Source organism: Streptomyces sp. NPDC093591 (assembly GCF_044764885.1).
In the GTDB taxonomy this organism is placed as follows: Bacteria; Actinomycetota; Actinomycetes; order Streptomycetales; family Streptomycetaceae; genus Streptomyces.
Genome location: NZ_JBIWIY010000011.1, coordinates 228,630 through 248,396, shown reverse-complemented (window position 1 = coordinate 248,396; position 19,767 = coordinate 228,630). Strand labels below are relative to the sequence as shown.

At 70.6% G+C, this 19,767-nt stretch carries 15 protein-coding genes; 5 read left to right on the top strand and 10 right to left on the bottom strand.

Annotated elements, in window-relative coordinates:
* The first annotated feature begins 23 nt into the window (after positions 1 to 23).
* A complete protein-coding gene (locus tag ACIREI_RS24505; protein WP_403336492.1) occupies positions 24 to 758 on the top strand; it encodes a Mut7-C RNAse domain-containing protein in 735 nt (244 codons plus the stop codon).
* A gap of 98 nt (positions 759 to 856) precedes the next feature.
* On the opposite strand, the gene ACIREI_RS24500 is transcribed toward ACIREI_RS24505, so the two are convergent.
* From ACIREI_RS24500 to ACIREI_RS24480, 5 genes are all read right to left on the bottom strand, one after another.
* The gene (locus tag ACIREI_RS24500) at positions 857 to 3,259 is read right to left on the bottom strand and encodes a galactose oxidase-like domain-containing protein (protein WP_403336771.1); all 2,403 of its coding nucleotides are present in this window, start codon (positions 3,257 to 3,259) and stop codon (positions 857 to 859) included.
* A gap of 11 nt (positions 3,260 to 3,270) precedes the next feature.
* A complete protein-coding gene (locus tag ACIREI_RS24495) occupies positions 3,271 to 4,452 on the bottom strand; it encodes a glycosyltransferase (protein ID WP_403336489.1) in 1,182 nt (393 codons plus the stop codon).
* Positions 4,449 to 6,098, bottom strand: a complete 1,650-nt coding sequence (locus tag ACIREI_RS24490; RefSeq protein ID WP_403336486.1) for an ArnT family glycosyltransferase — start codon at positions 6,096 to 6,098, stop codon at positions 4,449 to 4,451. Before ACIREI_RS24490 ends, ACIREI_RS24495 begins: the two co-directional genes overlap by 4 nt.
* Entirely contained in the window at positions 6,095 to 7,372 is a 1,278-nt protein-coding gene (locus ACIREI_RS24485) for a glycosyltransferase (RefSeq protein WP_403336483.1), read from the bottom strand. The genes ACIREI_RS24490 and ACIREI_RS24485 overlap by 4 nt, the downstream gene beginning before the upstream one ends.
* 191 nt (positions 7,373 to 7,563) lie before the next feature.
* Entirely contained in the window at positions 7,564 to 9,597 is a 2,034-nt protein-coding gene (locus ACIREI_RS24480; RefSeq protein ID WP_403336480.1) for a thioredoxin domain-containing protein, read from the bottom strand.
* Between the two features lie 162 nt (positions 9,598 to 9,759).
* Here ACIREI_RS24480 and ACIREI_RS24475 point away from each other — a divergent pair, with 162 nt between their 5' ends.
* Positions 9,760 to 12,960 carry a tetratricopeptide repeat protein gene (locus ACIREI_RS24475; RefSeq protein ID WP_403336478.1) on the top strand — a complete coding sequence of 1,067 codons (3,201 nt, stop codon included), beginning with the start codon at positions 9,760 to 9,762 and terminating at the stop codon, positions 12,958 to 12,960.
* 112 nt (positions 12,961 to 13,072) lie between these two features.
* On the opposite strand, the gene ACIREI_RS24470 is transcribed toward ACIREI_RS24475, so the two are convergent.
* The gene (locus ACIREI_RS24470; RefSeq protein ID WP_403336476.1) at positions 13,073 to 13,327 is read right to left on the bottom strand and encodes a hypothetical protein; all 255 of its coding nucleotides are present in this window, start codon (positions 13,325 to 13,327) and stop codon (positions 13,073 to 13,075) included.
* A complete protein-coding gene (gene mca, locus ACIREI_RS24465) occupies positions 13,320 to 14,201 on the bottom strand; it encodes a mycothiol conjugate amidase Mca (protein WP_403336473.1) in 882 nt (293 codons plus the stop codon). The genes ACIREI_RS24470 and mca overlap by 8 nt, the downstream gene beginning before the upstream one ends.
* A gap of 146 nt (positions 14,202 to 14,347) precedes the next feature.
* Here mca and ACIREI_RS24460 point away from each other — a divergent pair, with 146 nt between their 5' ends.
* Both ACIREI_RS24460 and greA read left to right on the top strand, forming a co-directional pair.
* On the top strand, positions 14,348 to 14,746 hold the full coding sequence (locus ACIREI_RS24460; RefSeq protein ID WP_403336470.1) for a DUF4307 domain-containing protein: 399 nt from the start codon (positions 14,348 to 14,350) through the stop codon (positions 14,744 to 14,746).
* Between the two features lie 288 nt (positions 14,747 to 15,034).
* Positions 15,035 to 15,535, top strand: a complete 501-nt coding sequence (gene greA / locus ACIREI_RS24455) for a transcription elongation factor GreA (RefSeq protein ID WP_351742178.1) — start codon at positions 15,035 to 15,037, stop codon at positions 15,533 to 15,535.
* Between the two features lie 100 nt (positions 15,536 to 15,635).
* On the opposite strand, the gene ACIREI_RS24450 is transcribed toward greA, so the two are convergent.
* The 3 genes from ACIREI_RS24450 to ilvA form a co-directional block, all read right to left on the bottom strand.
* Positions 15,636 to 16,490 (bottom strand): ABC transporter permease, encoded by an 855-nt coding sequence (locus ACIREI_RS24450; protein WP_403336466.1) that lies wholly within the window; start codon positions 16,488 to 16,490, stop codon positions 15,636 to 15,638.
* A complete protein-coding gene (locus tag ACIREI_RS24445) occupies positions 16,487 to 17,464 on the bottom strand; it encodes an ATP-binding cassette domain-containing protein (protein ID WP_403336464.1) in 978 nt (325 codons plus the stop codon). Before ACIREI_RS24445 ends, ACIREI_RS24450 begins: the two co-directional genes overlap by 4 nt.
* A 113-nt stretch (positions 17,465 to 17,577) precedes the next feature.
* Positions 17,578 to 18,807, bottom strand: a complete 1,230-nt coding sequence (gene ilvA / locus ACIREI_RS24440) for a threonine ammonia-lyase (protein ID WP_403336461.1) — start codon at positions 18,805 to 18,807, stop codon at positions 17,578 to 17,580.
* A 163-nt stretch (positions 18,808 to 18,970) separates the two neighbouring features.
* On the opposite strand from ilvA, the gene ACIREI_RS24435 reads away from it, so the two are divergent.
* A complete protein-coding gene (locus ACIREI_RS24435; protein ID WP_403336769.1) occupies positions 18,971 to 19,477 on the top strand; it encodes a MarR family winged helix-turn-helix transcriptional regulator in 507 nt (168 codons plus the stop codon).
* The last annotated feature ends 290 nt before the right edge of the window (positions 19,478 to 19,767 follow it).

The window sequence follows — 19,767 nt, the reverse complement described above, 5'->3', positions numbered from 1 at the left end:
CCCGGCCGTGACATCCTGACCAGGTGAACGGACCCGAGATCCACGTCGAATTCGCCCCCGAGCTGCGTCTGTTCCTGCCGAACGGACGGCGCGAGGGCGGGGCCGCCCAGGTGACCACCGACGGCGTCTCGGCCCTCGGCCATGTCGTGGAGTCCCTCGGCGTCCCGCTGACCGAGGTCGGCACCCTGATCGTCGACGGCCGCGAGGTGCCGGTGGCGCACGTCCCGGCGGCGGGCGAGTCCGTGACCGTACGGCCCGTCCAGCGCCCCCAAAGGGTGCCCGGCGCTCCCCTGCGCTTCCTGCTCGACGTCCACCTCGGCACCCTCGCCCGCCGCCTGCGCCTGCTCGGCGTGGACACGGCGTACGAGTCGACGGACATCGGCGACCCGGCGCTCGCCGCCCGCTCGGCCGCCGAGCAGCGGGTGATGCTGAGCCGGGACCGGGGGCTGCTGCGCCGGCGTGAGCTGTGGGCCGGCGCCTTCGTCTACAGCACCCGGCCCGAGGAGCAGCTCCGCGACATCCTCGACCGGTTCCGGCCCGAACTGCGTCCCTGGACGCGCTGCACCGCCTGCAACGGGCTGCTCAAGGAGGCCACCAAGGAGGAGGTGGCGGACCAGTTGGAGGGCGGGACGCAGCGGTCGTACGACGTCTTCGCGCAGTGCACCCGGTGCGGGCGGGCGTACTGGAAGGGCGCGCACCACGAACAGCTGGTGGCCATCGTGGAGCACGCGATGTCGCTCCGCTCGGAGCGCCGTTGATGGTTGAGCGCCGTGGGGAACTGCGGCGCCGCTGTGGCTGGTCGCGCCCGCGCGGCGGCGCCGCAAATCGATACAGCCCCGCGCCCCTTCGGGGCGCGTCAGCGCCTCGTTAGATCCTTCTTGCCGCAGGCGATTCCGTCCCCGTTCCGGTCCAGCCGCAGCGGGTCGTCCCTGCCGTTGACCTTCAGGCGGCCGTAGTCGTTCGCCTTCAGCCAGTCGCAGCGGGACTTCGTCGTCGTCTTCACGGTCGGCGGGAAGTCCGTCGGCACGCACACGTTGGCGGAGCCGTAGTGGCGGTCGCAGCCGGAGACGGTCGGGCTGACCTTCTGGGACGTGCGCTTCTTGCCGGGGCCCGTGACCTTGCCCTTGAGGTCGTCGGCGAAGTCATGGACGTGAGCCGACGCATCCGTGGCGGTGAGGGCCTGCGGTCCTTGCAGGTGCACCCACTTGGCGACCGACGGGACGCCGTTGGCGTCGACCGCGAAGAGCATGTACCAGCCGGGCGGCGCCAGGTTGGGGTTGCTCGTCACGTTCAGGTCGACGTTGTTGCCGTCCACCGACAGCGGCAGGTCGACGAAGCGCTGGTTGGGGTCGGAGGAGTGGGTGACGGCGGCCGGGCGGATCAGCTCGGCCTTGGCGATGGGACGGTCGACGGTGATCCGCTGGGTGTCGCCGTACGTCCACTCGGTGTCGATGACCGAAGTGATCGTCGGGCGCTCGCCCTTGAGGAGATAGGGCGGGGTGTAGACCGACACGTCGTGGTTCCAGGTGCCGTTGCCCGGGTTGTCGCCCGTCGTCATCACCCGGCCGTCGGGCAGCAGGAAGGCGGAGGAGTGGTAGCCGCGCTCCTCCGGGTCCGTGGCCACCGGGTCGAAGGTGTTGGTCGCCGGGTCGTAGAGCGACGACTCGTACACCGGGTCGGCCCGGTTGTGCAGGGCGCCGCCCGTCTCCAGGACCTTGCCGTCCGGCAGGAGTACGGCGGAGGCGTACATCTTGCCCTGGTTGCCGGTCTGCGGGACCTTGCCGCCGCCGAGGTCGACGGTGCCCTGCGGGAGCGGCGGGCCGGCGACGTAGGACGGGTTGGGCTGCTTGAGGTCGATGACGTCGGTGAGGCGGTTCGCGTCCGGGTTGGAGTCGATGTTGCCGCCGCCGATGGTGAGGACCTTCTGGTCCTGGGCCGGAGGCAGCAGCACGCTCGCCGACTGGTCGCGCTCGTCCTTGTTCTGCAGGCCGGGGACCTGGGTGATCGTGTTGGCGTCGTAGTCGTAGATCGCCGATCCGGTGCCCGGGATGTTGTTGCCGAAGACATGGCTGCCCGAGTAGAACAGGCGGCCGTCCTGCATCAGGATCATCGACGGGTACAGGCCCCAGAAGGACCAGGTCTGGTTGACCTGCCACGTCGGCAGCCAGCGCTGCTCGGCGTCCGACCACCGCTCGGCGGTCACCGAGCCGGTGGAGTCCTCCTTCAGCCCGCCGAACGAGATCACGTCACCGTTGCCGAGGATCGTCGCCGACGGGTACCAGTGGCCGTCGTTCATGTCGTTCGTCCTGCTGTACGTCTCGGTGACCGGGTCGAAGAGGTACGAGTCCTTGTAGCCCTGGTAGCCGATCTTGCCGTCGGCCGACGGATAGCCCTTGTTGCCGCTCATGACGAGCACCCGCCCGTCGTCCAGCTGGACGTGGCCGGCGCAGAACATGTCCTTCGGCGTGGGGATCTGCTTGTACGTGCCGTTCTGCGGGTCGTAGACCGCGCTGGTGAACGTGCCCGCCGCGAACTTCTCCGGGTCGTTGCCGGAGCCCGCGATCAGCAGCACCTTGCCGTTGTTCAGGACGACGGAGTGCATGGAGCGCACGGGGTTCTTCGTGGGCAGCACGTCCCAGCGGCCGTTCGCGCACTCCTGAGCCGTGCCCGTGCACACCGGGTCCGGGACCGGGTCGGCGACCTGGTCCATCGTGTAGTCGTCGGTGGTGACGGAGCCGGTGCCGTAGACGGAGACGCCCCAGGCGATCCGGTCGGTGCCGGCGGGCACCTCGGGCGTACGGACCGTGGCCTCGGTCCAGCCGGCCGCCGGCTCCAGCGTCTTGAGGTCGGTCCAGTACTGCCATCCGGCGGTGGCGTCGTGCCGGAAGAGGGTGATCGCGGTGTCCGGGGTGGTCGACTTGTACCAGAGCCCCAGGTCGTACTGCTTGCCCACGGTGACGACGGGCGCGCACTCGGCGGACTCGGTGATCAGCGCCTTGCGGTCGCCGTCGACGCGGCGGGTGAGGGACACCTTCATCGCCTTGGAGCCGCTGTGAGCGTCCGCCGTCGTCTCGAAGGCGAAGTCGTTGTCGCCCCAGCCGGACTTCTTCCAGCAGTAGGGCATGTCGCCGGTGCCGGCGGTCTCGAAGCCGGGGTTCTTGATGAGGTTGGCGGCGGAGGCGGGCTGGGGTGAGGTGAGGAGCAGGCCTCCGGTGAGGCCCATCGCGGCCAGCAGGGCCGTTCTCCGTCCTGCTCTCATACGGCTGGATCTCACGCTGAACTCCTTGCTGTGCGGCTCCTGCGCGGCAGATAGACCAGCGCTTCCGTACCGGCGAAGCGCAGGACGAAGGTGATGACCAGGGCCAGCGCGGTGGCCGGCAGTACGGCCAGCCCGAACTGGCCGACGAGCAGCGCGATCAGCGGGATGCGCAGCACCAGGTCGGCGTTGGCGAGCAGCGCGAACCGTACGGTGCGGTCGGCCCAGTGGCGGTGCCGGCGGCGGTCGCGGAACAGCAGCTTCTCGATGAGCAGGAAGTTCCAGGCGACGCCGAACTGGTTGGCGACGATCTCGGCGGGGAGGTAGTGCAGCCCCGCCTGCGTCAACGCCCACAGCGCGGTCAGGTTCGGCACGAACCCGGTCAGCCCGATCAGCCCGAACACCACCATCCGGGCCAGCGGGTCGGCCGTACGCAGCCCGGCGAGGTGCCGCAGGAAGCGGCGCCCCTCCGCCGCCGTGGACTTGGACTCCCCCGCGAACCGCTCCTGGAAGACGAACGGCACTTCGGTGACCGCGCGCGGGCGGCTCCGCACGGCCAGCTCCAGCAGGATCTTGTAGCCGAGCGGCTTGAGCGCCTCCGCGGTGATGTCGCTGCGGCGGATGGCGAAGAAGCCGCTCATCGGGTCGCTGATGCCGTGCAGCCGGCGCGGGAACAGGGACTTGGTCAGCCAGGTCGCTCCACGTGACACGGCCACGCGGTAGCTGCCCGCGAGTCCGGCCCGGCTGCCGCCCTTGATGTACCGGGAGGCGACGACGAGACCGGCGTTCGCGCGTTCGCCGGTGGCGACCAACTCCGGGATCAGGGACGGCGGATGCTGGCAGTCGCCGTCCATGACGACGATCCAGTCCGACCCGGCGGCCTTCATCCCCTCGACGACCGCGCCGCCGAGCCCGCCGACCGGTTCGTCCCGGTGGATGACGGTGACGGGGAACGGGCAGTCCTGCGCGGCCTCCTTGATGACCTGCGGGGTGTCGTCGGTGGAGTCGTCCACGAAGACGACCTCGCAGGGCAGCCGGGACGGCACCGATTCGGTGATCCGGTGCAACAACTGCCGTACGTTCGCCGACTCGTTGAAGGTCGGTACGACGATGGTGACGGCGCCCGGCTCGGCCACCTCGGCGACCTCCACGGCCGGATCGCCCAGCTCCTCGGGGGCGGTGTGTTCCTGGCTCATCGAACGCCTCCGGAGGCTGTCTGGATCTGGCGGATCTCGATGCGGTCCGCGCCGCGGCCGAACACGGCGACCGCCGTCGAGTGCTCCATCGCCGCCTTCACGTTGGGCAGGTCGACCGCGTCCCGCCGTACCGTCGGCGAGGCGACCACGTAGTCGAGGTCCTTCCAGCCGCGCGGCATCGTCTTCGTCACGGCCGGGTCGAGGTCGGCCTTGTAGAACCAGATGGCGCCGAGCCCGGGCTTGTACCCGGCGTGCACCAGGTCCAGCCACAGCGCGTCGTCGACGAGGACCCGGGTGTCCTCGGGGTCCTGAACCTCCGTGGCCAGCCATTTCGAGGCGGCCTGGTAGGGCGCGTTGGCGTCGGCGGTGACGGCGGTGCGGTCGCCGTCGTACCAGCGCGGGACGACATAGGCGCCGGCGGCGACCGCGAGCACGGCCGCGAGGGCGTACCGCCCGCCGGTGACGTACCGCTTCTCGGCCTCGGAGCGCCATCGCCGCAGCACGGCGTGGGCGACGGAGGCCGTTCCTCCGGCGAGGACCAGGGCGAGGAAGGGCAGTGCCTGGATGACGTACATGGCGGGCAGGTAGCCGTCGGGGCGCATGGCCACCAGGGCGAGGATCACCACCGCGAACGACGGTCCCGCCAGCGACCGGGCCGTGACCGACCAGCGCCAGGTGGCCAGGAGCAGCAGGCCGCCCGCGAGGCCGCCGAGGATGAGGACGCGGTCGTAGTAGAGCCAGGACCGCAGGACGCCGTGGGAGCCGGAGCCCTGGTCGAGGATGAAGCCCGAACCGGGCCTGGTCATCTGGTACTTGATGCCGTCCCAGAGCGAGACGTGGCCGCTGCCCGGGAACAGCTCGCCCTTCAGCAGGGCGAACAGGGGGTACGAGAGGCCGATCAGCGCGCAGGCCGTGACGGCGCCGGTGAGGGCGAACTTGCGGGTGTCGCGGTGGCTGTGCCGCCACATGGTGACGAAGACCGCCGGGAGGACGAAGAGCATCGTCTCCTTGGTCAGTACGGCCGTCGCGGCCGCGATCCCGGCGCCGAAGTGGTGCCAGAGGTGGCGGCTCGGGGAGGCGGCGAGCGCGAACGCGAGGAGCGTCCACATCACCGCGAGGTTGTCGAGGAAGATCTCTCGCTGGAGGACGACCGACAGGGGTGACAGTCCGAACAGGACCATGCCGAGCCCGGCCGCCCAGCGCGGCAGGGAGAGCCGCCGCCCGAGCACGTAGACGAGGACCGCGCTGACCGCGCTGATGACGAGCATCGCGGCGCGCATGGTGCCGACGGTCATCGACTCGGGGCTGAGCGCGGCCGGTATCCAGGTCAGCAGGGCTATCTGGATCCAGCCGAGGGGCGGGTGGTCGTACCAGTAGGTGTAGTGGGCCAGACCCCGGCCCTCCTGGACCGCCCAGGCCTGGGCGAGGTAGGTGCCCTCGTCGTCGCTGAGGGTGGGGTAGTCGGCGATGTTCCAGCCCTGGACGACGAGGATCGCGACGAGGAGCACGCCGCACAGGACCAGGTCGGGGCGGGAGGAGCGGAGGCGGAGCGGCGGGCTCGTTCGACTGGCCGAACGCTCGATGGGGACAGGTTGTCTCTGCGCGGGGACCTTCGGAGTGGTCACCGCGGGAAGGGTGGAGGTCACGCAGGGACGTCCTCTCGGAGGTCACGGGTCGCTTCGGCGGTGGTGAGATGCGCGCCGACGTGGGTGGTCAGCTCCCAGTCGTTGCGGCCGCGCTGCTCACGCCATACGGCGCGGACGGCGGCCCCGGCGAGGAGCACCTGGTAGAAGGGACCGCCCACGATGAGCTTCAGGTAGTGGACGAAGCGGACGCGCAGTCCGTACTGCTTGCCGAAGTCGTGCAGTCCGACGACCTCGAAGACGAAGGTGACGAGCGCGGTGACGGCCGGCAGGAAGGTGATGAAGGCGACGGTCACGGACACGTCGAGGAACACCGCGATCGCGATGTTGAGCGGGATGACGAGCCCGGTGAAGGCCTGCATGAACGGCGTCATGAGGGTGTACCGGGCGAGCAACCGCTGCCCGAAGGTGGGCAGTTGCTTCCAGTCCTTCTTCCGGTAGACCTGCAGGAAGCCCTGGTTCCAGCGGGTGCGCTGCTTCAGCAGCGACATCAGGCTGCCGGGCGTCTCCTCCTTGGTCACCATGTCGGAGTCGTAGGCGACGACGACCTTCTTGCCGACGCTGGAGAGCCGGACGCCCAGGTCGCAGTCCTCGGCGAGGCAGTTCGGGTCCCAGCCGTCGGCTTCCCGCAGCACGTCGGTGCGTACGAAGACGGTGTTGCCGCCGAGCGGGATGAACCCCTTCTGCGCGTGCAGGTGCAGGCGCGACCGGAACCAGAAGAAGTACTCCAGGCAGTTGCGCAGGCTGTACCAGCTGGAGTGGAAGTTGATCAGCTGGACGCCGCCCTGGACCACGTCAGCCTTCGTCGTCCGGAACGCGTGGTCGACGTGGGCGAGGAGCTCCGGGTGGACCTGGTCCTCGGCGTCGAAGACCCCGACGACGTCGCCGCGGCAGTGCGGCAGCGCCGTGTTCATGGCCTTCGGCTTGTTCTTCTTCTCGTGGGTGTCGACGACGACGCGGACCCGTGGGTCGCGAGCGGCGGCCCGCTCGGCGACCTCGGTGGTCTCCGGGTCGTCGTGCCCGACGATGACGATGATCTCGAAGTCGGTGTGTGTGGACTCCAGCAGCCGCTGGATGGTGTGGTCCAGCACGGCCTGTTCGTGCCGGGCCGGGAGCAGCAGCGAGAACGACACGTGCTCGCCGCCGTCCGGTCTGCTGAACCGGGTGGAGGCGAGCACCTCGGGCGTACGCCACGCGTGCATCTGCCACCACAGGGTGAAAGCCGCCATCCAGAACAAGGCCAGCGAGACGACGGCTATAAAGACAGACGTCAGCAACAGATCCCCCCAGATCCCCAATGCCCCCTGCCGCGACAGCACGTCACATCTGTCGCGGAACTGTGTAGACAGTAGGGGGGATCTGTGAAGTACGCAGGCTGTTTGGATGAAGAGCTCGTTTCGTCACAACGAGCCCCGAGAGTGAACAATTCGAACACGGGCCGCGTAACTGCCCCGCGCACACTGCCGTTTCAGCTGCTCAGAGCGGTTCGCAACCGGTCCGGATCGGTGGTCGGGGCGTCGCAGGTGAAGTTACGGCAGACGTAAGCGGCGGGTTGACCCTGCTGCAGGGGACGGTCGGCGAGGAGCGGGAACTCGCCACTCTCCGGAGTTCCCACGGCCACGACCGCCCCCGGGGCAGTGCCCAGGAGTGCCGTGCGGTGCAGGGCCTTGGTGGCGGGGTCGTCCATCGCCGGTCCCACGACCGCGACCTCACGCGGCCCGTCGAGGTTGGCCTCGGCGACGGCGAGCCCCCAGCCGATGAAGCGGGGGACGCGCGGGCCGAGGGCCTTGACGACGCCCAGCGCCTTCTCGGCGGCGACGCGGTGGGGCTCGGCGCCGGTCTGCGCGGCGTAGCCCAGCAGGGCGCCGGCCGCGGCGCTCCAGCCGGAGGGGGCGGCGTTGTCGGTGGGGTCCTGGGGGCGGCGGATCAGCTGCTCGGCGTCGGCGGCGGTGTCGTAGAGGGCGCCGGACTCCTCGTCGGCGAAGCGGGCCAGGACGTGGTCGAGCAGGAACCCGGCGAAGTCCAGCCAGACACCCTCACCGGTGACGGAGGCGAGCGCGAGGAAGCCCTCGGCGACGTCGCCGTAGTCCTCCAGCACACCCGCGTTGGCGCCGACCTGGCCGTCCTTGCTGGTGCGGGCGAGGCGGGCGTGCTCGTCCAGGTGCAGCCGTACGAGGAGGTCCGCGGCGCCGAGGGCGGCGTCCACCAGGTCGGGGCGGTCGAAGTAGGCGCCGGTCTCGGCGAGGGCGGCGATCGCGAGGCCGTTCCAGGCGGCGACGATCTTGTCGTCACGGCCGGGGGCGGGGCGGTCGGCCCGCGCGGCGAGCAGGCGCTCCTTCACGGAGGCGATCCTCTCGGCGTCGAACACACCTTCCCGCTGCGGGAGCTGGAGGACGGAGGAGCCGTGCTCGAAGGTGCCTTCCTCGGTGACGCCGAAGTAGTCAACGGCGAGCTCGGCGTCGTCGTCGCCGAGCACCTCGCGCAGCTGCCGCGGAGTCCACACGTAGTACGCGCCCTCGACGTGCTTGCCGGTCCCGTCGTCGCTGTCGGCGTCGAGCGCGGAGGCGAACCCGCCCTCCGCGGTACGCAGTTCCCGCACCATGAAGTCGGCGGTCTCCAGGGCGACCTGGCGGGCCAGCTCCGAGCCGGTGGAGCGCCACAGGTGGGCGTACACCCGGCACAGCAGGGCGTTGTCGTACAGCATCTTCTCGAAGTGCGGCACGATCCAGTCACGGTCGACGGAGTAGCGCGCGAACCCGCCGCCGAGCTGGTCGTAGATCCCGCCGCGGGCCATCCGCTCGCAGGTGTCCTGGGCCATCTGCAGCGCGCCCTCGGACCCGGTCCGCGCGTGATGCCGGAGCAGGAACTCGATCACCATGGACGGCGGGAACTTGGGCGCGCCCCCGAACCCGCCGCGCTGCGGGTCGTACTCCCGGGTGAGCCCGAGCAGCGCCTGCGCGAGCTCCTCCTCACCGGGTGCCTCGGTGCCGCCGTAGGAGATCTCCCGCCCGGCGAGATCCCGCACGATCTTCCCGGCGACCTCGGCGACCTCGTCCCGCCGGTCGGTCCAGGCGCTGCGGACGCCCTCCAGCACCTGCCGGAAGGACGGCATGCCGTGCCGGGGGGCGGGCGGGAAGTACGTGCCGAAGTAGAAGGGCTCGGCGTCGGGGGTGAGGAAGACGGTCATGGGCCAGCCGCCCTGGCCGGTGGCCGCCTGGACGGCCTCCATGTAGACGGCGTCCACGTCGGGGCGTTCCTCGCGGTCGACCTTGACGCTGACGAAGTGGGCGTTGAGGTAGTCGGCGGTCTCCTGGTCCTCGAAGGACTCGTGGGCCATCACGTGACACCAGTGGCAGCTGCTGTAGCCGACGCTGAGCAGGACCGGTTTACCGCTCTTGCGTGCCTCCTCGAAGGCCTCGGCCGACCACGGCCACCAGTCGACGGGGTTGTCCGCGTGCTGGAGCAGGTAGGGGGACGTCTCGTGAGCCAGTCGGTTCGGCATGAGGTCCATCCTGCCGCAGTACCCCGTCCGTCACTCGGCAGGCGTCCCCGAGACGGTGACGTCGAGCTTCCCCGTCCCCCGACCACCCGCCCCTCTCCCCACAACGCGCCATCCGCAGCACACTTGACCAAGAACGCCGTTGCCGCCGGAGGGGGACGTGACATGCGAGACAGCCATCGGGCGGAAGCCGAGCGGCTGTTGGTCCGGGCCGTGGAGGAGGAAGTGCGGCGCTCGGGCGGGCGCACCGACGGGCAGGTGCTGCTGTCACGGGCGCGTGGGGCGCTGGACGCCATGGCGCAGTCGGCGGCCGAGGAGTACGAGGCGTATACGCGCGCGCTGGACGAGGCGGAGGCCGGCCGGCTGACGTTCGGGCAGCGGTTCGCGCGGGAGAGCGGCAGTACGCCGCTGATGGTGGCGGGCGTCGCGGCGCTCGCCGCCGTCGTCACCGACCTGGCGCTCGGCACGGGCACGGGCACCGCGGTGGGCGCGGGCGTGACCGTCGGTGTCGTGGGCGCGGCGGCGACGGTCGTGAAGGTGGCCGGCACGCATCTGCCGGCCGCGCACCATCGCGCGGGTGCCGTGGGCCAGCCCGGCGGCCCGGAACAGCTGCGGCTGCAGTGGCTGACGGCGCTGGAGGTACGGGGCATCCGTCCCTTCCTCGACCAGCAGCGGGTGCTGAGCGCGTCCACCGGCCCGAAGAAGACGGGGCCGCGGCTGAAGGGCGCCGACAAGAGCGCCGCCGCCCGTGGGCGGAACCTGTTGGCGCAGTCGTTCGGGCAACTCCCCGAGCCGACGGGACCGTTCGCGGGCCGCAGGCAGGAGATGGCCCGCATCCGGCAGTGGGTGCAGGCGGCGCGGGCGAGTACGGAGACGAAGCCGACGGTCGTGGTCCTGCACGGGTCGCCCGGCAGCGGTCGTACGGCACTGGCGGTCCGCGCGGCCCACGACCTGAAGGACCAGTTCCGCGGCGCGTGCGTGGTGGACCTGCGCGGCGACACCGCCGAGGAGGCGCCGCTGTCCACCCGGGACGCGCTGCTGCATCTGCTGAACCGTTTGGGCGCCCCGCGCGAGCAGCTCCTGTTCCGCGAGCGTTCATCTGCGGAGCAGCAGGTCAAGCGGCTCGCCGAGCTCTACCACCAGCACCTCGCGGGCCTCCCGGTCACCGTCGTACTGGACGACGCCTCGGACCCGGAGCAGGTCCGCACCCTCGTTCCCGAGCGCTGCGACAGCCTGGTCCTGGTCACCGCACGCGAGCCCCTCGACCTGCCCGCGGATCTCGCCGCCTGGGTGCATCAGCTGCCGGTGGGGTCGCTGGACGCGGCCGGCGCGGAGGAGCTACTGAGCGCGGCGGCGCAGGACTCCTCGGGTCCCTACGACGCCGAATCCGCGGACCGGATAAGGGAGTTGTGCGGCGGGCTGCCGCTGGCGCTGCGCATCGCGGGCTCGGCACTGGGGCCGCGATCACCGCGCACGCTGGCGACGGACCTGGGGGCGTACGGCCCGGTGGAGCCGGTCGAGCGGGTGCTGTGGCTGCGCTACACCGACCAGTCGGAGTCGGCGAGGCGCCTGCTGCGCCGGCTCGCGCTGGCGGGCCGGGCATCGCTGGGCGCGGCAGCGGCGGCGGCGCTGCTGGCCACCGACGAGGCGGAGGCGACCCGCCACCTGGTGGCCCTGTCCGATGCGGGCCTGATCGACCACGTCCGCGGCAACCGCTACCGCCTGCACGACCTGGTCCGCGCCTTCGCCCACGCCCGCCTCCTCGACGAGGAGGACCCGGCGGAGCGTACGGCGGCGCAGGAGCGGCTGATCGTGAACTACGCCGACCTCGCCGACTCGGTGCTTCGCCTGGTCGACGGCAACATGTCGACCCGCTCGGACCGCTTCAGCCCGCACGGCTTCACCTCGCTGGACGACGCGCTGCGCTGGCTGGACGACGAGTCGAGCTTCATCACGGCGGCGCTCAGGCACGCGGAGGACGTGAACCAGGCGGCGGTCCTGAACCTGCTGGGCGCGCTGTGCGACTACTGCCTGCTGCGCGGCGACCTCTACCGGCTCGGCGAGATCAGCGAGCTCGCGCAGGCCGTGGACCAGGGCCTGCTGGTGCGCTCGGTGCAGTGGCGTACGGGCATCGCGGCCCGCCAGCTCGGCGAACTCGACAAGGCCCGCACGACCCTGACCTCGGTGGTCGACCTCTACATGGAGGCCCATCACGACGCGGGCGCGGCCCGGGCCCTGTGTTCCCTCGGCATCACCCTCCACCACCAGGGCAACCTGACCGAGGCGGCGACGAAACTCCGCGAGGCCTTGGACCTGCAGTCGGCGCCCGCTCTGGCGACGGACCGCGCCTGGACGATGCACGCGCTGGCGGCGGTGGAACGCGACCGCGGCCGCGTCCGCGAGTCACTGGACCTGCTGACCGGCTCCCTCGCCCTGCACCGCGATGGCGAGTCGATCCACGGCGAGGCCTGGGCCCACTTCCAGCTGGGTCAGCTGGGCCTGCGCATGGGCGACGTACCGCGCGCGGAGTCGGAGCTGCGCACGGCCCTGGACCTGTACGGCCGTACCCGCGACGCCCGGGGCGAGGCGTGGGCGATGACCCAGCTCGCCCGCGCCCGCCTGGTCGCCGGCGACCCGTCCCCCGCGGTGGACGGCCTGCGCCAGGCGGCCTCCCACCACCGCGACAACGAGGACGCGCGCGGCGAGGCATGGTCCGTCTACTACCTGGGCCAGGCCCTGGAGGAGACGGGCAACCTGGACCTCGCGGTACGGGAGCTGGAACGTTCACGCACGATGTTCTCCCGGATGCGGGACGTGTACGGCCTGGCGTGCGCCCGGCACCACTCGGCGCGGGTGACACGGGACCAGCGGGCGGCCCAGACGGGCTCCCTGCGCAACTCCGGTTTCGCGCGCCAGCTCCTGGTCGACGCCCGCGCCGACTTCCAGCGCATCGGCGTGGCCCACGGCGAGGCATGGACGTGCCTGGAGCTGGCGGTGGTGGACGCCGGGAACGCCCGTACGCAGCAGGCGCTGACCCTGTGCGAGGACGCGGTCGCTCTGTTCGTGTCCTACGGCGACCGCAGGGGCGAGGACTGGGCCCGCTTCCTGCGCTGCACGCTGCTGCCGTACGCGGCGCCGGGCGGTGTCGAGGTCGGGACGGCGGTGGCACAGGAGGAGCTGACCCGGTTGGGCCGCGCCGGGCACGAGCTGCGGGACGGAAAGCTGAGCGACTACGTCGAGGCGTATCTGCTCCTGCTGGAGCGCGGGGTGAACCTGGAGGAGGGCTGGCAGGCCTGGCGACTCGGCATGGTGCCCAACCGCCACGCGCGGGAGGTGATGGGGGTGGGCGTCGCGGCCGGGACGTAGACGCGCGGACCGTACGGTCCGTCACACCTGTGGGTGACGGACCGTACCCGCGAAGACGCCGCCCGCGCTCGCCGACGGGTACGGCGTACGTGCACCCGCCCGGTGAGCCCTGCTACGGCTTCGCCGAGCCGGAGGCCGAGGTGTCCCGGGCGTTCCCGGCGTCCGCCTTCGGGTCCGGGGCCTCTTTGAAGTCGACCCTGCTCATGTGGCGGTTCATGGACTTCATCAGGCCCCACACCGCCAACGCCATCACCGCGAAGACGATGAAGCCGAGGACGCCGGGGGTGACCTTGTCCTCGTCCACCTCCTTGGCGAGGGTGGTGAGGTGTGTCATTGCCAGGCTTGCGCTTGCGCTCATGTCAGGCATTGTCGCGGATGCCCGCAAAGAGGTCGTCCTCGGGGAGGGAGGTATCGACGAGGGACTTCGCCAGCTCGTACTCCTCCGTCGGCCAGACCTCCTTCTGGAGCTCCATCGGCACGCGGAACCAGCCGCCGTCCGGGTCGATCTGGGTGGCGTGCGCGATCAGGGCCTTGTCGCGGATCTCGTAGAAGTCGGCGCACGGGACATGCGTGGTGAGCGTGCGCTCGGCGCGCTGGAACTCGTCCCAGCGCTTGAGCCAGTCCCCGTACGGCGACTCCAGACCGCGCGCGATCATCGCGTCGTGCAGCGCCTGGGTGCGCGGGCGGTTGAAGCCCTGGTTGTAGTAGAGCTTGAGCGGCTGGTACGCGGGCCCGAACTCCGCCTCCGGGTACTTCTCGGTGTCCGCCGCGCCCTCGAACGCCACCATCGAGATCTTGTGGGTCATGATGTGGTCGGGGTGCGGGTAGCCGCCGTTCTCGTCGTAGGTGGTGATCACCTGGGGACGGAAGCGACGGATCTGCTTCACCAGCTCACCGGCCGCCTTGTCGACGTCCTCCAGGGCGAAGCAGCCCTCCGGGAGCGGGGGCAGCGGGTCCCCCTCGGGCAGGCCGGAGTCGACGAAGCCGAGCCACTCCTGCTTGACCCCGAGGATCTCGCGGGCCTCGTCCATCTCCTTCTTGCGTACCTCGTGGATGTGCTCCTCGATGTACTTGTCGCCCTGCAGCTTGGGATTGAGGATGGAGCCGCGCTCCCCGCCCGTGCAGGTCACGACCAGCACGTCCACCCCCTCGGACACGTACTTCGCCATCGTGGCCGCGCCCTTGCTCGACTCGTCGTCGGGGTGGGCGTGGACGGCCATCAGTCGCAACTGGTCAGTCAAGACTCAATCCTCATAAGTCGGCGCCCGGTGTGAACCGGTGCGATCGGCGGCTTCTATAGTGACCGAATCGGGGGGCGGATAATTCCGGGGTACGGCACGCAGGCCCCTTTTGGGAGATCCGTCCCGCCCCTGCCGAGAGGACGATCATGAGCATGGCGAGCACGCGGCTGCCCGAGGGCCGCTACGGCCGCTCCTCGGACGCGCGCTCCGACCGCACGCTCAAGGTCGTCGGCGCCGCCCTCGGGGTGGCCCTGCTGGCGCTGGTCGGCTACTTCGGCTACCACTACGTCGGCCAGAACAAGATCAGCGCCGAGGTGATCGAGTTCGACGCCGGCAAGGACGCGGTGAAGGTCCACCTGGAGGTCCGCAAGGACGCCGGCGCCTCCGGCTACTGCACGCTGCGCTCCCAGGCGGAGAGCGGCGCCGAGGTCGGCCGGGCCGACTTCCGCTTCGACGGCGACGCCACCCGGATCGACAAGGTCGTCACACTCCGTACGACGTCCCAGGGGACGACGGCCGAGCTGCTCGGCTGCCACGCCGACTGACCCTCCCGGCCTGCCCGCGACGGACCCCCGACGGACCTCCGGCGGATCCGCGACCGGCTCACGACCGACCGACGACCGAACCGCGTCCGGAACCGACCGCCCGTGGTCGACACCGACCGGATTCGCCCGGAATCCATAGGCCCTGACCTGCGTTGACGTGATTCTGATGGCTTATGTCCTCCCCCTTCGGGCATTGAATTGTTAGGCTCGTGGTTTCGCCCATCCGTGAAGGAACATCCTTCTGGGTAGGGCGATGCTTTGTATTCCCAGTACCTACGAGGAGCACCTGTGACCCAGACCAGCGAGAACGTCACCTGGCTGACCCAGGAGGCGTACAACCAGCTCAGGGCCGAGCTGGAGTACCTGTCTGGTCCTGCGCGTACGGAGATCGCCGCCAAGATCGCGGCCGCGCGCGAGGAGGGCGACCTGCGTGAGAACGGCGGGTACCACGCGGCCAAGGAGGAGCAGGGCAAGCAGGAGCTCCGCGTGCGCCAGCTGACCCAGCTCCTGGAGAACGCCAAGGTCGGCGAGGCGCCGGCCTCGGCGGACGGTGCGGTGGCCCCCGGCATGGTCGTGACGATCGCCTTCGACGGTGACGAGGACGACACGCTCACCTTCCTGCTCGCCTCACGCGAATACGCGAGCGCCGACATCGAGACGTACTCCCCGCAGTCCCCGCTGGGTTCCGGCGTGATCGGCCACAAGGTCGGCGAGGACGCGGAGTACGAGCTGCCGAACGGCAAGAAGGCCTCGGTGAAGATCCTGAAGGCCGAGCCCTACAGCGGCTGACCCGGACGGCACGGCGGCCGACCCCGCCCGGCATGTCCTTGACGAAGCCCCCGGCGCCCATGCGGCGCCGGGGGCTTCGTCACGCCAGGGGTTTCGTCCCTCACGCCGTCGCCGAGCGGTACTTCCGTACCGCGAGGGTCCGGAACACCGCGATGATCAGGACCGAGTAGATCAGCGAGGCCCAGACCGGGTGCTGCATGGGCCAGGCGTCCGAGGGCGAGACCCCCGGGTTGCCGAAGAGCTCGCGGCAGGCCTGGACCGTGGCGCTGAAGGGGTTCCAGTCGGCGACGTGACGCAGCCACGGGGTCATATGGCTGGTGTCCACGAACGCGTTCGAGATGAAGGTGACCGGGAAGAGCCAGATCAGTCCGCTGGACGTGGCCGCCTCGGGAGTACGGACGGACATGCCGATCAGGGCGCCGATCCAGGTGAACGCGTACCCGAGCAGGAGCAGCAGCCCGAAGGCCCCCAGCACCCGGCCGGCGTTGGTGTTTCCGTCCGACCCGATCCGCCAGCCGACCAGCAGGGCGACCACGGCCAGGACGACCAGGGTCAGGGCGGTCTGGACGAGGTCGGCGAAGGTACGCCCGGTGAGCACCGCCCCCCTGGCCATGGGCAGGGAGCGGAAGCGGTCGATGAGCCCCTTGTGCATGTCGTCGGCGATGCCCGCGCCGGAGCTGGCGGTGGCGAAGGTGACGGTCTGCGCGAAGATGCCCGCCATCAGGAAGTTCTTGTAGTCGACGGCACTGGTGCTGCCCCCGATCTGCATGGAGCCGCCGAAGACGTAGGTGAACAGCACCACGAACATGATCGGCTGGATGAGCCCGTAGATGATCATCTCGGGGATCCGGGACATCCGGATCAGGTTGCGTTTCGCGACGACCATCGAGTCCCGGAAGGACTGGCTGACCGGGTTCGCGGCCGGTGCGACCCGCACGGCGTCGAGAGCACTCACTTGACGGTCTCCTTGCCGTTCTCCTCGTCCTTCACCTCGGCCACGTGTCCTGTCAGGGACAGGAAGACGTCGTCGAGGGTCGGGCGGCGCAGTCCGATGTCGTCGATCTCGATGCCGCGGGTGTCGAGCTCGCGGATGATCTCGGCGAGGAGCTTGGCGCCCCCGGTCACGGGCACGGTGAGCTTGCGCATGTGGTCCTCGACCGTGGTGTCGCCCTTGCCGAAGCCGCGGAGCACCTCGGAGGCGGACTGGATGTCCTCGCGCTCGTGCACCACGACCTCGACGCGCTCGCCGCCGGTGCGGGCCTTGAGCTGGTCGGAGGTGCCCGTGGCGATGACATGGCCGTGGTCGACCACCGCGATCTCGTGCGCGAGGTGATCGGCCTCTTCGAGGTACTGGGTGGTCAGCAGCAGGGTCGTACCGCCCGAGACCAGTCGCTTGATGACCTCCCACAGCAGCTGACGGTTGCGCGGGTCGAGGCCGGTCGTCGGCTCGTCCATGAACATCACGGGCGGTGAGACCACCAGGGCGGCCGCGAGGTCGAGGCGGCGGCGCATGCCGCCGGAATAGGTCTTCGTGGGGCGGTCGGCGGCGTCGGCGAGATCGAACTGCTCCAGCAGTTCGGCCGCGCGGGCCTTCGCCGCCTTCGCCTTCATCTGGTAGAGCTGGCCGACCATCTGCAGGTTCTCGCGGCCGGTGAGGTACTCGTCGACCGCCGCGAACTGGCCGGACAGGCCGATGGAGCGGCGCACGGCGTCGGGATGCTTGAGGACGTCGATGCCCGCGACGACCGCCGAGCCGCTGTCGGGACGCAACAGGGTGGTCAGACAGCGGACGGTCGTCGTCTTGCCCGCGCCGTTCGGCCCGAGCAGGCCGAGGACCGTGCCCTCGGGAACATCGAGGTCGACGCCGTCCAGAGCCCTTACGTCACCGAAGGTCTTCACCAGGCCTTCGGCATAGATGGCGCCTGGCATATGAGTCTCCACGTCGTTGGGGATTACTGCCATGCAATACAGACACACCATAACGCGATGTATCGCGTCTCTCAATGAACTTACTCGAACGAGTGACGAAGAGGGGCCTGACCTCAGCCGATGACCGTGTAACCCGCCTCGCGCAGGGCCTGGCCGACCTCGACGCAGTGCGCCGTGCCCTTCGTCTCCAGGTGCAGCTCGACCTCCGCCTCCGTGAGCCCGAGCCGTGGGTCGGTCCGTACGTGGCTCACATCGAGGACGTTAGCGTCCACCACTGACAACACCCCGAGAAGCGTGGCGAGCGCGCCCGGCCGGTCCGTCAGCCGCAGCCGTACGGCCAGGTAGCGGCCCTGCGCGGCCATGCCGTGCCGCAGGACGCGCTGGAGCAGCACGGGGTCGACGTTGCCGCCGGACAGCACCGCGACGACCGGGCCCTCGAAGGCGGCCGGGTCGCTCAGCAGTGCCGCGACCGGGCTCGCCCCGGCCGGTTCCACGACCAGCTTGGCCCGCTCCAGGCAGAGCAGCAGGGCGGTGGCCAGCTCGTCCTCGGTGACCGTGCGGACCTCGTCCACCAGGTCACCGACGATCCGGAACGGCACGTCACCGGGCCGGCCGACCCTGATGCCGTCGGCCATCGTCACCGGGTTGTCGACCGCGACCGGGCGGCCGGCCGCCAGCGAGGGCGGGTACGCCGCCGCGCCCGCCGCCTGCACACCCACGATCCGCACGTCCGGCCGCAGCGTCTTCACCGCCATCGCGATACCCGCGGCGAGCCCTCCCCCGCCGATGCCGACGACGATCGTCCGCACCTCCGGGCACTGCTCCAGGATCTCCAGGCCGACCGTGCCCTGGCCCGCGATGATGTCGGGGTGGTCGAAGGGGTGGATGAACACCGCGCCCGTCTCGGCCGCGTACTCCTGCGCGGCGGCCAGCGTCTCGTCGACCACCTGGCCGTGCAGGCGCACCTCGGCGCCGTAGTCCCGGGTGGCGCTGATCTTCGGCAGCGGGGCGCCCTTCGGCATGAACACCGTGGAGCGCACGCCGAGCAGCGCCGACGCCAGGGCGACGCCCTGCGCGTGGTTGCCGGCGCTCGCGGCCACGACACCCGCCGCCCGCTCCTCCGGCAGCAGCCCGGCGATCCGCACATACGCGCCGCGCAGCTTGAAGGATCCCGTCCGCTGGAGGTTCTCGCACTTGAAGTGCACCGGCGCGCCCACCAGCTGGGACAGGTGCCTGCTGCCCTCCATCGCCGTCACCCGCGCCACGCCCGTCAGCATCTTCTGGGCGCCGCGCACGTCGTCGAGGGTGACGGGCGGCAAGGAGTCAGCCGTGCTGTAGCTCATGACTCAAGTCTCGCAGTTCACAGGCGCGACGCCCTGGTGTGACCAAGCACCGAGATGTGTTTGCGCAGCGCCGGTACAGCCCGCGTCCGGGCCGCGTACCCTGTCCCCCAACCCAGCACCCCCTTCATGAAGTGAGCCCCCGGCCATGCCCACAACACCTGAAATGTCGATGGACATGTCGACCGTCGCTGACAGCGGTCTCCTCGACACGCTGCAGCACGAGGTGGCGCTGTTCGCCCGTCGTGCCGAACAGACCCGGCTCGGTGGGGTCGGGCAGGTGCGCAACTCCATGGACCGAGCCGCATACCTGCTGCTCAACCGCCTCGACAAGGAAGGCCCCATGGGCGTCAAGGCGCTCGCCGCGAGTATGGGGATCGACTCGTCGACGGTCACCCGGCAGGTCGCGCCGCTCGTCGACACCGGACTCGTCAAGCGCACCTCGCACCCCGAGGACGGGCGGGCCGTGGTGCTTCAGCTGTCCCCGCGCGGGCAGTCGCGGCTGGAGGAAGTGCGCTCGTCGCGGCGTCAGTTGATGGCCGAGCTGACACACGACTGGGCCCCGGAGGAGCGCGAGGCGTTCTGCACGCTCCTCACTCGCTTCAACACCGCGCTGTCCTCGCGGATGGCGGCGCAGGGGATCACGGGCGCGGAGTCGCCCACGGCGTCCTGAGGGACGGTTCGGCGGGGCGCGTGCCGGCCCCGGCCTCGCCCCCGCCGCCCCTACCCGTCCCATCCCCCAGGGGCTACCGCCCCTTCGACCCCGCCCTCCTGAGGACCTACGGCCCCCAGACCCCCGCATCGGCCCTGAACGGGCCTCGTCCTCAAACGCCGGACAGGCTGAGAGATGCCGACCGGCGCCGAGAAGCGAGGTCGGCGCCGCAAGGCCAAGCCCCCTCCGGGTGGGTGGGGGCTGGGGACGGCCGTGCTCGTCCTCAAACGCCGCACGGGCCGAATGACGCA

Excerpts from the sequence above, each read along its gene's own strand:
- ACIREI_RS24500 (WP_403336771.1), bottom strand. The coding sequence starts at position 3,259 with ATGAGAGCAGGACGGAGAACGGCCCTGCTGGCCGCGATGGGCCTCACC.
- ACIREI_RS24495 (WP_403336489.1), bottom strand. The coding sequence starts at position 4,452 with ATGAGCCAGGAACACACCGCCCCCGAGGAGCTGGGCGATCCGGCCGTG.
- ACIREI_RS24480 (WP_403336480.1), bottom strand. The coding sequence starts at position 9,597 with ATGCCGAACCGACTGGCTCACGAGACGTCCCCCTACCTGCTCCAGCAC.
- ACIREI_RS24475 (WP_403336478.1), top strand. The coding sequence starts at position 9,760 with ATGCGAGACAGCCATCGGGCGGAAGCCGAGCGGCTGTTGGTCCGGGCC.
- ACIREI_RS24470 (WP_403336476.1), bottom strand. The coding sequence starts at position 13,327 with ATGCCTGACATGAGCGCAAGCGCAAGCCTGGCAATGACACACCTCACC.
- ACIREI_RS24460 (WP_403336470.1), top strand. The coding sequence starts at position 14,348 with ATGAGCATGGCGAGCACGCGGCTGCCCGAGGGCCGCTACGGCCGCTCC.
- ACIREI_RS24445 (WP_403336464.1), bottom strand. The coding sequence starts at position 17,464 with ATGCCAGGCGCCATCTATGCCGAAGGCCTGGTGAAGACCTTCGGTGAC.
- ilvA (WP_403336461.1), bottom strand. The coding sequence starts at position 18,807 with ATGAGCTACAGCACGGCTGACTCCTTGCCGCCCGTCACCCTCGACGAC.
- ACIREI_RS24435 (WP_403336769.1), top strand. The coding sequence starts at position 18,971 with ATGTCGATGGACATGTCGACCGTCGCTGACAGCGGTCTCCTCGACACG.